12 protein-coding genes and 1 riboswitch are annotated in these 14,146 nt (G+C 69.6%); of the genes, 6 read left to right on the top strand and 6 right to left on the bottom strand.

Features of this window, described 5'->3' with window-relative positions:
- Nucleotides 1-62 precede the first annotated feature (62 nt).
- Complete coding sequence (locus OHZ10_RS08820; protein WP_256084857.1) at nucleotides 63-359, bottom strand: hypothetical protein; 297 nt, start codon at nucleotides 357-359, stop codon at nucleotides 63-65.
- A gap of 146 nt (nucleotides 360-505) precedes the next feature.
- Nucleotides 506-696: riboswitch (cobalamin riboswitch) on the top strand.
- Nucleotides 697-803: 107 nt separating this feature from the next.
- Here OHZ10_RS08820 and cobG point away from each other — a divergent pair.
- The 4 genes from cobG to cobJ are packed head-to-tail and all read left to right on the top strand — an operon-like array spanning nucleotide 804 to nucleotide 5,224.
- Nucleotides 804-2,168 carry a precorrin-3B synthase gene (cobG, locus tag OHZ10_RS08815; protein ID WP_342704392.1) on the top strand — a complete coding sequence of 455 codons (1,365 nt, stop codon included), beginning with the start codon at nucleotides 804-806 and terminating at the stop codon, nucleotides 2,166-2,168.
- Nucleotides 2,161-2,787 carry a precorrin-8X methylmutase gene (locus OHZ10_RS08810; RefSeq protein WP_174991495.1) on the top strand — a complete coding sequence of 209 codons (627 nt, stop codon included), beginning with the start codon at nucleotides 2,161-2,163 and terminating at the stop codon, nucleotides 2,785-2,787. Before cobG ends, OHZ10_RS08810 begins: the two co-directional genes overlap by 8 nt.
- Nucleotides 2,784-3,518, top strand: coding sequence for a precorrin-2 C(20)-methyltransferase (locus tag OHZ10_RS08805; protein WP_059234199.1), 735 nt, complete (start codon nucleotides 2,784-2,786; stop codon nucleotides 3,516-3,518). The genes OHZ10_RS08810 and OHZ10_RS08805 overlap by 4 nt, the downstream gene beginning before the upstream one ends.
- On the top strand, nucleotides 3,515-5,224 hold the full coding sequence (cobJ, locus tag OHZ10_RS08800; protein ID WP_342702101.1) for a precorrin-3B C(17)-methyltransferase: 1,710 nt from the start codon (nucleotides 3,515-3,517) through the stop codon (nucleotides 5,222-5,224). Before OHZ10_RS08805 ends, cobJ begins: the two co-directional genes overlap by 4 nt.
- Before the next feature lie 6 nt (nucleotides 5,225-5,230).
- Here cobJ and OHZ10_RS08795 read toward each other — a convergent pair whose 3' ends face one another.
- Nucleotides 5,231-6,436 carry an MFS transporter gene (locus OHZ10_RS08795; RefSeq protein WP_059236758.1) on the bottom strand — a complete coding sequence of 402 codons (1,206 nt, stop codon included), beginning with the start codon at nucleotides 6,434-6,436 and terminating at the stop codon, nucleotides 5,231-5,233.
- Nucleotides 6,437-6,530: 94 nt separating this feature from the next.
- Between OHZ10_RS08795 and OHZ10_RS08790 the strand changes: the two genes are divergently transcribed.
- The gene (locus tag OHZ10_RS08790) at nucleotides 6,531-7,433 is read left to right on the top strand and encodes a LysR substrate-binding domain-containing protein (RefSeq protein ID WP_059234202.1); all 903 of its coding nucleotides are present in this window, start codon (nucleotides 6,531-6,533) and stop codon (nucleotides 7,431-7,433) included.
- Between the two features lie 250 nt (nucleotides 7,434-7,683).
- Complete coding sequence (locus OHZ10_RS08785) at nucleotides 7,684-9,039, top strand: chitinase (protein ID WP_059234205.1); 1,356 nt, start codon at nucleotides 7,684-7,686, stop codon at nucleotides 9,037-9,039.
- Between the two features lie 129 nt (nucleotides 9,040-9,168).
- Here OHZ10_RS08785 and OHZ10_RS08780 read toward each other — a convergent pair whose 3' ends face one another.
- The 4 genes from OHZ10_RS08780 to OHZ10_RS08765 form a co-directional block, all read right to left on the bottom strand.
- Nucleotides 9,169-9,912 carry an IclR family transcriptional regulator gene (locus tag OHZ10_RS08780; protein ID WP_059234208.1) on the bottom strand — a complete coding sequence of 248 codons (744 nt, stop codon included), beginning with the start codon at nucleotides 9,910-9,912 and terminating at the stop codon, nucleotides 9,169-9,171.
- A 61-nt stretch (nucleotides 9,913-9,973) separates the two neighbouring features.
- Nucleotides 9,974-11,140 carry an acyl-CoA dehydrogenase family protein gene (locus OHZ10_RS08775; RefSeq protein ID WP_340624112.1) on the bottom strand — a complete coding sequence of 389 codons (1,167 nt, stop codon included), beginning with the start codon at nucleotides 11,138-11,140 and terminating at the stop codon, nucleotides 9,974-9,976.
- A 142-nt stretch (nucleotides 11,141-11,282) separates the two neighbouring features.
- Entirely contained in the window at nucleotides 11,283-12,584 is a 1,302-nt protein-coding gene (locus OHZ10_RS08770; RefSeq protein WP_342702097.1) for a citrate:proton symporter, read from the bottom strand.
- A 126-nt stretch (nucleotides 12,585-12,710) separates the two neighbouring features.
- Complete coding sequence (locus tag OHZ10_RS08765; protein ID WP_174991487.1) at nucleotides 12,711-13,871, bottom strand: CaiB/BaiF CoA transferase family protein; 1,161 nt, start codon at nucleotides 13,869-13,871, stop codon at nucleotides 12,711-12,713.
- Nucleotides 13,872-14,146 lie beyond the last annotated feature (275 nt).

Here is a 14,146-nt window from a genome sequence, read left to right as displayed (position 1 = left end):
TGCGCGTTGTTCCGTTGACGGCCGCCGCCACCGCCTGCCCGGGCGCGGATGCGGCAGCGATGTCAGCCGCGCGGCATGCCGCCGAGATGGTTCAGCAAGGTCAGATACATGCCGGCGATCGATGCGACCAGCAGCCAGCCGAGCAGCAGCCACACGAGCGGCCGTACGCCGCCTCGCCGGAACAGCCAGGTTCCACCTGCCACGATCGGCACGACGAGGCCGGCGAGCCCGACATTCTTGGGCCACTCCGCGGACGGCGCAAATGGAATCAGCACGAATGCGAGCAGCATCCATGCGGGAATGGCCAGCAAGGCCAGCGCAATCCCCATGCCGAACAGCTCCGTCCTGCCGAGTTTCATCATTGCGGATCCCGGCGCGTCGCCGGTCGAATGCCGAGCCGCCAATCGTACCATCCACGCGACCGCGCGCAGTCCGCCACAGCCATGCTGCGACACGGTCCCGGCGCCAATCGCCGATGTCGGGCCGGTGCCGAAATCGGGTATCCTACGGCCGTTCGTTCGCCGGTGCCCTTCGGGGCCGAAGAGGGAACACAGGGCGCGTTGCGCGCCGCTGTGGCTGCCCCCGCAACTGTAGACAGCGAGCCGATCTCCCCCTCATGCCACTGGTTTCACCGGGAAGGCCGGGAGCCGGTGCCGACCTGTCAGCCAGGAGACCTGCCGGCCTGAAAGTGCGTGCGTGCCAGTCGGCGTCGGGCGGGGTGTACCGATGCGTTGGCCGCGGCGCGACACTGTCCCGGTATCCCGTTGAGTTCCGCCCCCGATTCGATTCCTGCGTCGCCCGTCGTGCGCCCGTCGGCTTGCCCGGGGCTCGTGCGCGTGGTCGCGGCCGCCGACGGCGGGCTGTGCCGGATCAAGCTGCCGGGCGGCCGGCTCGACGCGCGCCAGGCGCGTGCGATCGCCGCCGCCGCGCGTCAATACGGCTCCGGCGCGATCGACGCGACCAATCGCGCGAATCTCCAGCTACGCGGCATTCGCGACGGCGCTGCCGATGCGCTGACGCGCACCTTGCTCGACGCGGGGCTTGGCCCGCGCGTCGATGCGGCCGCGGACCCGGCCGCCGATACCGCCGCGCTTGCTGCAAGCGACGACGTCCGCAACCTTCTGCTCAGCCCGCTCGCCGGGCACGATCCCGGCGCGCTCGTCGACAGTCACGCACTCGCCCTTCCGCTGCTCGACATGCTCGCGCATGAGCCGCGCCGTGGCGAGCTGTCGCCGAAGTTCTCGATCCAGCTCGACGGCGGCGAATCGGTCGCGGCACTCGATCATCCGCATGACATCTGGCTGGCCGCATGGCGCCGCGCAGACGGTGCGGTACGCATCGCGGCCGGGCTGTCCGGCTGCCCGCCGGTCGCGGATGGCGACCGTCCTGCGTCGGTCGACGTGTCGCCCGACCAGGCTGTCGTGCTGGTCCGCGCACTGCTGCTCGCGTTCCTCGAACTCGCGCCGGCCGATGTCACGCGGATGCGCGCCGTGCTCGCGACAGCCGGCGAACGTGCGTTACTCGAGCGCGCACAGCACTACCTGCCCTTCCCGCTCGCGGCCGATCCCGCGCTCGCCGGCTGGCGGCGCATGCCCGCTCACCCGGCGCTGCGTTTCGGCGCGCACCCGTCGCTCGATGCGGCGCGCTGCAGCGTCGGCGTGCAATGCGTACTCGGGCGGCTCGACGCGGCGCAACTGGAACAGCTCGCCGCATTGGCCGAAGCCGACGGCGACGGCACGCTGTCGATGACGCCGTGGCAAGGCCTGTTTCTGCACGGCGTGCCGAACGAACGCGCACCGGCCACGCGCGACGCACTCGCGACGATCGGCCTCGTTTGCCAGTCATCCGACCCGCTTGCGACGTTCGTCGCCTGCACCGGCAGCGCGGGCTGCGCGAAAGCGCGCGCCGATACGAAACGCGACGCGCTCGCGCTCGCCGCGCACATCGGCCATCCGGTCGATGTGCACCTGACCGGTTGCGAACGCCATTGCGCGCTGCCGCGTCCCGCGACGCATACGCTCGTCGCGGTGGCGCCCGCGCATTACGACCTTTATCGGCGCGACGCGGCCGAGGGCCTCGGCGCCCCGCTCGCGCGCCATCTGACGATTGACCAGGCCGCAGCCCGTTTGGCGGGCGCGCGCCACAGCCAGGACACCACCGATGCTTGACTACATTCGCGACGGGCAGGAAATCTACCGGCAGTCGTTCGCGACGATCCGTGCCGAGGCCGACCTGTCGCAGGTTCCGCCCGACCTCGAGAAACTCGCGGTGCGCGTGATCCATGCGTGCGGGATGGTCGACGTCGTGTACGACCTGCGTTTTTCGGCCGGCGCCGGTACGGCGGGCCGCACGGCGCTCGCGGCCGGCGCGCCGATCCTGTGCGACGCGCGGATGGTCGCCGAAGGCATCACGCGCGCGCGGCTGCCGGCCGGCAACCGCGTGATCTGCACGCTCGGCGAGCCGGAGGTGCCCGACCTCGCACGGCACCTCGGCAACACGCGTTCGGCCGCCGCGCTCGAACTGTGGCGCCCGCATCTCGCGGGCAGCGTCGTCGTGATCGGCAATGCGCCGACCGCGCTGTTCCACCTGCTCGACATGATCGACGCCGGCGCCCCGCGCCCTGCACTGATCCTCGGCTTTCCGGTCGGCTTCATCGGCGCGGCCGAATCGAAGGCGATGCTCGACGCCGACAGCCGCGGCGTGCCGTACATCGCGCTGCTCGGCCGGCGCGGCGGCAGTGCGATGGCCGCCGCCGCGGTCAACGCGCTCGCGACGGAGGCCGAATGACGACCGCGCGTGGACAACTGTTCGGCGTCGGCGTCGGCCCTGGCGATCCTGAACTGATGACGATCAAGGCGCTGCGCGTGCTGCAGGCGGCGCCCGTGGTCGCGTATTTCGTCGCGAAGGGCAAGAAAGGCAATGCGTACGGCATCGTCGAAGCGCACCTGCTCGACGGGCAGACGCAGTTGCCGCTCGTCTATCCGGTGACGACCGAAGCGCTGCCGCCGCCGCTCTGCTACGAGACCGTGATCGCCGACTTCTACGATACGGCTGCCGAGATCGTTGCCGCACACCTCGATGCAGGCCGCGACGTCGCGGTGATCTGCGAAGGCGATCCGTTCTTCTACGGCTCGTACATGTACCTGCACGACCGCCTCGCGCCGCGCTACGACACCGAAGTTATCCCGGGCGTGTGCGCGATGCTCGGCGGCACGGCCGTGCTCGGCCAGCCGCTCGTCTATCGCAACCAGAGCCTGTCGGTGCTGTCCGGCGTGCTGCCCGAGCACGAGCTGCGCGAACGGCTTGCGCGAGCCGACGCCGCCGTCGTGATGAAACTCGGCCGCAATTTCGACAAGGTGCGGCGCGTGCTCGACGAGCTCGGGCTCGCGAAACGCGCGCTGTACGTCGAGCGCGCGACGATGGCGAACCAGCGCATCGTGCCGCTCGACCAGGTCGACCCGATGGCGTCGCCGTATTTCTCGCTGCTCGTCGTGCCGGGGGAAAAATGGCAAGGATGACGACTGCGCCCGCGATCGTGATTCTCGGGGCGGGCGCGCTTGACACCGCACGACGCATCCAGGCGCGCTACCCGGGCGCAAGCGTGCACGGCCTCGCGTCGCGCGTCGACACCGACGTGCCGTTCGACGAACTCGGCGCGCACCTGCGCGAACTCTATGCGCGCGGCTTGCCGATCGTCGCGCTGTGCGCGGCCGGCATCGTGATCCGCTGCCTCGCGCCCGCGCTCGCCGACAAGGGCGTCGAGCCGCCCGTGCTCGCGGTCGCGGAAGACGGCTCGGCCGTCGTGCCGCTGCTCGGCGGGCTGACGGGCGTCAACGCGATCGCGCGCGAAATCGCCGCATGCGTCGGCGTCGCGCCGGCGATCACGACCAGCGGCGAATTGCGCTTCGGCGCCTGCGTGCTCAATCCGCCCGAAGGCTATGCGCTCGCCGATCTCGCGCAAGGCAAGCGCTTCGTATCCGACCTGCTCGCGGGTGCATCGACGCGTGTCGACGGCGCGGCCCCGTGGCTCGACGAAGTCGCGCTGCCGCGCGACGACGCGGCCGGGCATGCCATTCGCGTGACGCCCGCTGCGTGGCACGGCGCGCGCGACGAACTCGTGATCCATCCCCGCAGCGTGGTGATCGGTGTCGCCATCGATGCCGTGAACGCCGGGGAAGCCCTTGCCGCGCGCATCGAAGCCCTGCTCGCCGCGCAAGGTCTCGCGCGGCTGGCACTCGCGGCCATCGTCGCGCCGGTATCGGCGATCGGCGAACCTGCGCTGGAAGAAGCGGCGCAAGCGCTCGACGTGCCGCTGCGTTTCGACGATGCCGACAGCAGCGTGCCTGCCGATGCGGCCACGCTGCTTGGCCGCACGTTGCGTGTCGCACACGCGCTGCGTCCGGCATCGAACGGCCTCGCATGCGCGGTCGCGTCGCATCCGGTCGATCCCGCCACGCTCGGCCGCGCACGCGGCCGCCTGACGGTGCTCGGTCTCGGCCCGGGCGGTGCCGCATGGCTCACGCCGGCCGCGCGCGCCGCGCTCGCGGAAGCGACCGACATCCTCGGCTACACGACCTACGTAACCATGGCCGGCCCGTTCCGCGACGACCAGCGCGTGCACGGCACCGACAATCGCGAGGAAATGCAGCGCGCGCGCCATGCGTTCGAACTCGCGGCCGAAGGCCGGCGCGTCGCAGTCGTGTCGTCGGGCGACCCCGGCGTGTTCGCGATGGCCGCGGCCGTGCTCGAAGCGCTCGACGAAGCGCGCGACCCGCAGTGGGCCGCGGTCGACCTGCGCGTGGAGCCCGGCATCTCCGCGTCGCTCGCGACGGCCGCGCAGGCCGGCGCACCGCTCGGTCACGACTTCTGCGCGATTTCGCTGTCGGACAACCTGAAGCCATGGGGCGTGATCGAGACGCGCCTGCAGCATGCAGCGCAAGCCGATCTCGTGATGGCGTTCTACAACCCGATCTCGCGCGCCCGGCCGTGGCAGCTCGACCGGGCGCTCGACATCGTGCGTGCGCACCGGGCGGCCGAAACGGTCGTCGTGCTCGGCCGCGATATCGGCCGGCCAGGCGCGACGCTGACGACAACGACGCTCGGCGCGCTGCGCAGCGACCAGGTCGACATGCGGACGATGATGATCGTCGGCTCGTCGACGACGCGGCGCTTTGCGATCGGCAACGCGCGCGAGTGGGTCTATACGCCGCGCTGGTATCGCTGATCGCGACTAGCGCGTGAGCGTGCCGTCGCGCGTGCCGGCAGGCGCGATGCCGGACGCGCCGACGGTTCGCCAGAACCGGTACACGAGCACGCCGACGATAGCCTGCGCCGCGACCACGAACGCGACGCAACCGGCCCATCCCCAGCGATGCCAGCCGGGCACCGGCAGGATCGAGCCGAGACTGCCGCCGAAGTAATAGCACGACAGGTAAATGCCGATCGCCGTCGAACGCGCGCTCGACGCCGCCTGCGAGATGAACGTATTGGCCGACGCCTGTTCGACGAACACGGCGGTCGAGCTGAGCGCGAGACCGGCCAGGATCACCGGCACGCTGTCCGACAACGTCAGCAACGCTCCGCCGATCGCGAGCGCGGCCGCGGCGAGCGCCGGTGCGCGCGGGCCGCGATGCCGCGCGAGGCGGCCTGCCAGCGGCGTCACGACCACCGCGACCAGAAACACCGCATAGATCGCGCCGATTTCGACCGTGCCGAAGCCGAACGGCGCACGCGCGAGCCGCAGGCCGACGAACGTGAACGTCGCGACCTGCGACGCGAGCACGCAGGCGCCGATCGCGAACGACGCGAGCAGCGGGCCGCGCGTGACGATGCGCCACGACGAACCCGCCCGCGTGCCATTGCCGGACGCCCGCCGCGCGATCGCACCGGACGCCGGCAGGCTCGCGTAAATCGCGACGCCGGTGACAAGACACAGCGCCGCGACGACATCGAGCGCATGCCGCCAGCCCCACATCGACGTCAGCAGGTTGGTCACGAAGCGGCCGGCGAACCCGCCGAGCGTCGTGCCGGCGACGAACAGCGCGCTGATCTCGGCCGACGTGCCGCGATCGAAGCGTTCGCCGATATACGCGATCGACAGCGCAAAGACGAACGGCATGACCAGCCCGGCCGCAAAGCGCGCGCCGAGGAACGACGCGAATCCGGCCGCATGCGCGGACCACACGACCGGCAGCGCGACGGCCACCGCCGCGAGCGAGATCGCGACGCGCCGCTCGATGCGTGCGGCCAGCACGCCGACGAACGGCGCGATAATGGCGACGGCCGTCGTGGTTGCGCTCACGCCCTGCCCCGCGCGCTCCGCGCTGACGCCGAAGGCGGCCGCGAGTTCGTGCAGGATGCCCTGCGTCGCATAGAGATTGAGAAACGCGGCAAAACCGCAGAGAAAGAACGCGATGCGCGTGGTCCTGTCGTTCATCGGAAATGCCTTGTCATCGATGCCGACAGTCTGACGAGCGCGCCGCGCGCACGCCAATACCGTTTTCACCGCGATTGATACCGGAACGACAACAATGCTCGACTTGCGCCGCCTTCGCTATTTCGTGGTCGTCGCCGACGAACTGCACTTCGGCCGCGCCGCATTGCGCTTGCGCGTCGCGCAACCGCCGCTGACCCGCCATATCGCCGCGCTGGAAAGCGAGCTCGGCGTCCGGCTGTTCGAGCGCTCGACGCGCGCGGTGCGGCTCACGCCGGAAGGCGAACTGTTCCTTGAACATGCACGCAACGTCGTCCGTGCGGCCGACGAAGCCGAGGCGAGCGCGCGCAAGATCGCGCAGGGTATCGCCGGACGCATCGTGATCGGCTACGCGAGCTCGATCCCGATGTCCGGCACGTTCCCGGACGTGATTCGTGCCGCGAGCCGCACGATGCCCGACGTCGAACTCGCGTTTCGCGAAGCGGCGACCGCGAGCCAGCGCCAGCAGATCGCCGACGGCGCGATGGACATCGGTTTCGGCTGGGCGTGGGACGGTGCACCCGGCGTGCCGGTCGCGTCGCTCGTCGTGTCGCGCGAACCGCTCGTCGCGGCCGTACCGGCCGGCAATCCGCTCGCGGACCGTACGAGCCTCGACGTCGCGGAACTGGCAGACGAAACCTTCGTGACCTTTCCGCCCGGTTACGGTTCGGCGTTGACGGCGGCGCTCGACGACCTGTGCGCGCAGGCCGGATTCGCGCCGCGGATCGGCGCAACCGCCGCGCAGATCACGACGCTCGTGTCGCTGGTCGCCGCCGAACGCGGGATCGCGATCGTGCCGGGCTTCACGGCGACGCTGCAGCGCCCGGGCGTCGTCTACGTGCCGCTCGCCGGCACGCGTGCAGTCGAGCAGATCGTGTCGTGGAACGAGCCGTTTTCGTCGGCGTGCGTCGAGCGTTTCGTCGCACTCGCGCGTTCGCTGGCGCAGCCGGCATCGGCATGACGCGACGCCGGCAACGCTCGCGCACCGGCATGCAATCGATCGGGAAAATCACCCGCCCGATGTGTTGCGCAACGGTGTCGAATCGGCAAGATCGTTACGTATCGGGAATCAAATAACAAAAAGAACACCTAACCATTCACTATTCGGCGCGAATCCTCCAAGATGGGCACGCCGCCGGCCGGGCAGGCCCGGTCGCCCGTCCGGCGGCGATACGCAGGCCAGCGCATCCCTCTTCCACTTGGAGAACACAATGAACAACAATGTGTTGCCGCGTTTCATTCCGCGAGCACTTGCCGCGGGTTGTCTGCTCGCCGCCGCGAGCGTGTCCCACGGTGCAGGCGTCTATGCGCCCTATGTCGACGTGACGCTCTATCCGACACCGCTCGTCGACCAGATCGGCGTCCGGCAAGGCATCCAGCAATTCACGCTCGCGTTCGTGGTCGCGGGCAACGGTTGCGTGCCGTCGTGGGGTGGCGTGCAGCCGATCGGCAACGGCGCGAGCGGCGGGCTGCTCACTGCGCTGTCGACGTCGATCGCGAGCTACCGCGCGAAAGGCGGCGAAATCGCCGTGTCGTTCGGCGGCGCGAACGGCACGCCGCTGATGCAGGCCTGCTCGACGGTTCCCGCGCTGAAGACTGCGTACCAGACCGTGATCGACACGTACGGCCTCACGCATATCGACTTCGACATCGAGGGCGCGTCGCAGCAGGACACGGCCTCGGTTGCGCGCAACTTCCAGGCCGTCGCGCAACTGCAGTCCGACTATGCGGCGAAGGGCAAGCCGCTGCACGTCACGCTGACGCTGCCGACAATGCCGACCGGGCTCACGCAGGACGGCCTGAACGTCGTCAACGCGGCGATCTCGAACCAGGCCGCGTTCGATGCGGTGAACGTGATGGCGATGGATTACGGCCCCGCGAACATCGACATGGGCGCCGCCGCGATTAGCGCCGCGCAGGCGCTGTACTCGCAGCTCGACACGGCGTTCAAGTCGGCTGGCCGGCCGAAGACCCATGCGCAGCTCTGGCAGATGGTCGGCGTCACGCCGATGATCGGCGTGAACGACGTACAGGGCGAAACCTTCACGCTCGCGAATGCGCAAAGCGTGCTGAATGCAGCGGTCAGCAACGGCTACGGTTTCTTCGGCAACTGGTCGGTCGGCCGCGATCAGGCGTGCCCGTCCGGCGGCACGTATGCGTCGCCGACCTGCTCGGGCGTCGCACAGCAGCCGTATGCGTTCGCGGCAATCTTCAAGCAGCTGGACGGCAAATGGGGCGCGGGCGTCACGCAGGACCCGAACTACGGCGGCGGCTCGGACGGCGGCACGCCGCAGCCGGGCGCGCCCTGGGCGGCCGGCCAGGTCTACACGGCCGGCGCGACGGTCACCTACCAGGGCACGACGTACCAGGCGCAATGGTGGACACAGGGCGACGTGCCCGGCCAGGCGGCCGTATGGAAACCGGTCGGCGGCGGCACGGCCACGTGGTCGGCGACGACCGCGTATTCAGGCGGCACCTGTGTGATGTACCAGGGCGCGAAGTATTGCGCGAAATGGTGGACGCAAGGCGACAACCCGAGTGCGGGCGGTGTGTGGGTGAAGTCGTGATGCCGCGTATCGGCCGTCGTTAGGCTCGCGGATCCATGGCCGTTCGCGGCGATCGCTGCCCGATCGCCGGCGGACGGCCTGCTTGCTGGCCCGCTTGCAGGGCCGTTTGCCGGCGCGCCTTGCCTTCCGTCAGCCGCGCGCGTGCTCGGCCAGCAGCTTGGCCTTCGCGTCGACGAGCAGCGCCGCATGCGTATCGCGATGCTGCCGGATCCGCTCGGTCGGCCCGACGACCGACAGTCCATACCAGTCGCCGTCGAGCGTCAGCGCGACCGCGATCGCCGACAGTTCGGGCGCGCTCTCGCCGAAGTTCTCGGCCCAGCCGAGTTCGCGAAACCGCGCGGTTTGCGCGACGAGCGCCGGCAGGTCGGCCACCGTCGCGTCGGTGAAGCGTTCGAACGGCAGCTGCGCGCCGAGCGCTTGCTGCGCAGCGCCGGCGAGTTCCGCGAAAATCGCCTTGCCGATCGAGTTCGCATGCAGCGGACGCAGCTCGCCCGGCTGGCGCGTGTAGCGGATCGCCTGCTCCGACTCGACGACGTCGAGATACGTGACCGACCCGCCCTGGATCTTGCCGAGCACGGCCGTCTCGCGGCTCGCGTCGCGCAGCGCGACGAGGTGCGGATGGACGATGTCGACGACGGGATCGGTCGCATCGATCGCGGCGGCGATCGTCTGCAGGCGTCGCGTCGGGTAGTAGCCGCCGCGCTTGCGCACTTCGTACAGATAGCCGCGGCTCACGAGCGTGCGCGCCATCGCGAGGCAGCTCGACGGCGGCACATCGAGCAGGCGCGCGAGTTCGGTGAGCGGCAGCGGCCGCCGTTCGGCGGCGAACAGCTCGAACAGGTCGAGCGTGCGGGCAACGAGTTTGACGTCCATGACGAGCGCTTGAATCGGAAACGGGAAACCGCGCGCCGGGCCGGCCGCCGGGTCGATACGGTCAATACGACTTCGGCAGCCCGAGCACCTTCTCCGCGATGTAGCACAGGATCAGTTGCGGGCTCACGGGCGCGAGCCTCGGAATCATACACTCGCGCAGGTAGCGCTCGACATGGTATTCCTTCGCGTAACCCATCCCGCCGAGCGTCGCGACGGCCGTCTGGCACGCCTGGAACGCGGCTTCCGCACCGAGGTATTTCGCCGCGTTCGCCTCCGCGCCGCACGTCTGCCCCGCGTCGTAGCGCGTCGCGGCCTTCATCACCATCAGCCACGCAGCCTCGAGTTGCATCCACGCCTGCGCGAGCGGATGCTGGATCGACTGGTTCTGCCCGATCGGCCGGCCGAACACGACACGCTCGCATGCGTATTGCGTCGCGCGGCGCAGCGCGGCCTGCCCGAGCCCGATCGCCTCCGCCGCGATCAGGATTCGCTCGGGGTTCAGGCCATGCAGCAGATAGCGGAAGCCGTCGCCTTCGTTGCCGATCAGGTCGTCGCGCGACACGCGCAGGTTGTCGATGAACAGCATGTTCGAATCGACGGCCTTGCGGCCCATCTTCTCGATTTCGCGCACCTCGACGTGCGAACGGTCGAGGTCGGTATAGAACAGGCTCAGCCCGTCGGTCGGCTTCGCGACCTGGTCGAGCGGCGTCGTGCGCGCGATGATCAGCATCTTGTTCGCAACCTGCGCGGTCGAGATCCAGATCTTGCGCCCGCTCAGCACGTAGTCGTCGCCGTCGCGACGCGCCTGCGTGGTCAGGTGCGTGGTGTCGAGGCCCGCGTCGGGTTCCGTCACCGCGAAGCAGGCCTTGTCGCGCCCGGCGATCAGCGGCGGCAGGAAGCGCGCCTTTTGCGCTTCGTTGCCGAACACCTGCACGGGATTCAGCCCGAAGATGTTCATGTGCACGGCCGACGCACCGGACAGGCCGGCGCCCGATGCGCTGATCGTGCGCATCATCAGCGCGGCCTCGGTCATCCCGAGCCCGGCGCCGCCGTAGGCCGGATCCATCGCGATGCCGAGCCAGCCGGCGTCGGCGAGCGCCGCGTGGAAGTCGGCCGGAAACCCGCCTGCGCGATCGCGCTCGAGCCAGTAGTCGTCGCCGAAGCGTTCGCAGATTTTCTCGATCGCGCTTTCGATCGCGCGCTGGTCGTCGGTCAGGTCGAACTGCATGGATTGCACTCCCGGAAAAAGCCGAGCGGCCGCGCCGCTCTCAAGAAAGCGCCAGGCGGCGCCAGGGTTGCCGCGCCGCGGAACGTCCCCTCGCAGGACTGCCCCCTCGGGGCACGGCCACGAAGCGGCACGTCTGGCGCGCTCACAACGGAAACACGCCAGCGATCACCGCGGCGAACACCATCAGCACGGTGGCGGCGAACAGGAACGGAATCGTGAATTTCTGATGCTCGGCAAGCTCGACGCCGGTCAGGCCGACGATCAGGAACGTCGCGGGCGTCAGCGGGCTCACGGGAAAGCCCGTCGTCATCTGGCCGAGCAGCGCGGCCTGCGCCATCTGGATCGGCGGCACGCCGAGCAGCTTGCCGCTCTCCGCGAGCACCGGCAGCACGCCGAAGTAGAACGAATCGGGATCGAACAGCAGGCTGAGCGGCATCGACAGCAGCCCGAGCACGAACGGCATGTGGCGCGCATGCTCGACCGGCACGTGCGCGACGACGACTTCCGCCATCGCCTTCAGCATCCCGGTGCCGGACATGATGCCGGTGAACGCCCCCGCCGCGAGCAGCACGCTCGCCATCATCAGCGCGGCCTTCGCATGCGCATCGATCCGCTCGCGCTGCGCTTGCACGTCCGGGTAGTTGATGACGAGCGCGGCGACCGTGCCGAGCATGAACATCACCATCGGGTCGACGATGCCCGACACCAGCGTGACGAGCACGACGAGGGTCAGCGCGACGTTGATCCCGAAGCGGCCCGGCCGGCGCAACGCGCGTTCGGCGTCGGTCAGCTCGCGCGGCGCGATCGCCAGCGACGCCGCGCCGGCACGGTCGAGCCCGAGCCGCTTCGCCTCGCGCATGCCAAGCACGTACGCAGTGCCGAACACGAACACGAGCCCGACGATCTGTACCGGAATCATCGGCGTGAAGATCGCCGAGCCGGGAATGTGCAGCGCCGCAGACGCGCGCAGCATCGGCCCGACCCACGGCAGGAAGTTGACGCCGGCCGCCATCGACGCGACGCACGCGAGAATCCGCCGATCCATCCCGAGCCGGGTATAGAGCGGCATCATCGCCGGCAGCGTGACGAGAAACGTGACCGCGCCCGAGCCGTCGAGGTGGATCAGCAGCGCGAGCAGCGCCGAGCCCATCACGATACGCGGCGGATGGCAGCCGATCACGCGCAGTACGCCTGCGATGATCGGATCGAGCATTCCCGCGTCAGTGAGGATTCCGAAAAATAGAATCGCAAAAACAAACATGCCGGCGATCGGGCCGATGTTCTGCACGCCGTGCACAATGAACTTGCCGGTCTGCAGCCCGAAACCGGCCGCGAGCGACGCGGCCACCGGCACGACGATCAGCGCGACGAGCGGCGACAGCCGCTTCGTGATGATCAGGCCGAACAGCGCGACGATGGCAATCGCGCCGATCCATGCGAGCATGATGCGTCTCCTCTTCTGCCGGTAGTGCGTCTTTCGCGCGCAAGCCGGCGTGATGTCCGAATGATGGTGTTCCGGCCCGCCGGCCGTGCGCCGCAGCGCGGCACGTGCCGGCGGCCACGCTGCCGGTCAGTTCCGGCGACCGTCGTTGTCGCCGCCGTCGGCGAACACCTGTGCCGCGTGTTCGTTCAGCGCGGGCGGCGGCCGCCGGTACGTCGCCGGCGTGCGGCCGAGCTTGATCGGCGACGCGATGCCGCGATGCCGGCCCAGCTCGACCTTCATTGCCCGATGTGCGACATGCGGATGGTCGAGCGCCGCGTCGAGCCCGAGCACCGGCGCGCACGGCACGCCGCGACGCATCAGCTGCTCGGCGAGCGCCGCACCGTCGTGGGCCGCCAGCGCTGTTTCGAGCAACGTGCGCAGCGCGGCGCGGTTCGCGCTGCGCGCACGGTTGTCGGCAAAACGCGGATCGTCGAGCCAGCCGCGCGTGCCGAGCACGTCGCACAGCGCCGCGAACTGCCCGTTGTTGCCGACCGCCAGGAAGATGTCGACGCCCGCCGTCGGAAAGCTGTCGTACGGCGTGATGTTCGGATGTGCGTTGCCGGTGCGCACGGGCGCGTTGCCCGAATGGAAGTAGTTCGGCGTATGCGGATGCAGGATCGACAGCGCGCAGTCGAACAGCGTCGACTCGACGAACTGGCCGTGGCCGCTCGCATCGCGCTCGCGCAGCGCCATCAGCACGCCGAGCGCCGCGTTCAGCCCCGTGACGAGATCGACGATCGGCACGCCCACGCGCAGCGGTGCGCCGCCCGCTTCGCCATTGACGCTCATCAGCCCCGCGAGCGCCTGCACGGCCGCGTCGTAGCCGGGCAGCCCGCCGAGCGGGCCGTCCGCGCCGAAGCCCGACACGCGGCAATAGACGAGGCGTGGAAAGCGCGCATGCAGCGCGTCGAAACCGAGGCCCCAGCGCTCCATCGTGCCGATCTTGAAGTTCTCGACGACGGCGTCGGCGTGCTCGAGCAGGCCGAGCAGCCGCTCGCGGTCGGCCGGTTGCGTCAGGTCGAGCGCGACGCCGAGCTTGTTGCGGTTCACGCCGAGGAAATACGACGCCGTGTCGCCGTCGAACGGCGGCCCCCAGGTGCGCGTCTCGTCGCCGGACGGCGGTTCGACCTTGATCACCTCCGCGCCGTGGTCGGCGAGGATCTGCGTCGCGTACGGGCCGCCCAGCACCCGCGACAGATCGATGATGCGCAATCCTGCCAGCGCGCCCTGCTGCTCGTGTTCCGCCATGCGTCCCGCTCCTGGTTCCGGTTGATCGGACTGCCGGCTCCGGCGGCCTGGCGCCCCTGGCGCGCAGTCGGTCCGGATTCGACGAATATTTCTTGTGTGTGAATTTATATTCACATTCAGGAATTATGTTGTCAAGCCCGGATGCACCCGGCTGCCGCGCGGATAACGTCCCGGTGCGCAAGTGGGGACGACACCGAACGCGGGCCGGTTGCGGTGGCGCCCCGCCCTTCGCTAAGCTGGCGGACGACGTTCATCCTGAAAAAACAAGGCGGAGT

The organism is Burkholderia arboris (assembly GCF_038723655.1).
GTDB classification, from domain to species: Bacteria; Pseudomonadota; Gammaproteobacteria; order Burkholderiales; family Burkholderiaceae; genus Burkholderia; species Burkholderia arboris.
Note: the sequence above shows the minus strand (reverse complement) of the source record. Positions and strands in the feature narration are given on the sequence as shown.

Bases quoted from the DNA above. Each gene is read 5' to 3' on its own strand.
- cobJ (WP_342702101.1), top strand. From the start codon at position 3,515: ATGACGACTGCGCCCGCGATCGTGATTCTCGGGGCGGGCGCGCTTGAC.
- OHZ10_RS08790 (WP_059234202.1), top strand. From the start codon at position 6,531: ATGCTCGACTTGCGCCGCCTTCGCTATTTCGTGGTCGTCGCCGACGAA.
- OHZ10_RS08820 (WP_256084857.1), bottom strand. From the start codon at position 359: ATGAAACTCGGCAGGACGGAGCTGTTCGGCATGGGGATTGCGCTGGCC.
- OHZ10_RS08770 (WP_342702097.1), bottom strand. From the start codon at position 12,584: ATGCTCGCATGGATCGGCGCGATTGCCATCGTCGCGCTGTTCGGCCTG.
- OHZ10_RS08810 (WP_174991495.1), top strand. From the start codon at position 2,161: ATGCTTGACTACATTCGCGACGGGCAGGAAATCTACCGGCAGTCGTTC.
- OHZ10_RS08780 (WP_059234208.1), bottom strand. From the start codon at position 9,912: ATGGACGTCAAACTCGTTGCCCGCACGCTCGACCTGTTCGAGCTGTTC.
- OHZ10_RS08775 (WP_340624112.1), bottom strand. From the start codon at position 11,140: ATGCAGTTCGACCTGACCGACGACCAGCGCGCGATCGAAAGCGCGATC.
- OHZ10_RS08785 (WP_059234205.1), top strand. From the start codon at position 7,684: ATGAACAACAATGTGTTGCCGCGTTTCATTCCGCGAGCACTTGCCGCG.
- OHZ10_RS08805 (WP_059234199.1), top strand. From the start codon at position 2,784: ATGACGACCGCGCGTGGACAACTGTTCGGCGTCGGCGTCGGCCCTGGC.
- OHZ10_RS08795 (WP_059236758.1), bottom strand. From the start codon at position 6,436: ATGAACGACAGGACCACGCGCATCGCGTTCTTTCTCTGCGGTTTTGCC.
- OHZ10_RS08765 (WP_174991487.1), bottom strand. From the start codon at position 13,871: ATGGCGGAACACGAGCAGCAGGGCGCGCTGGCAGGATTGCGCATCATC.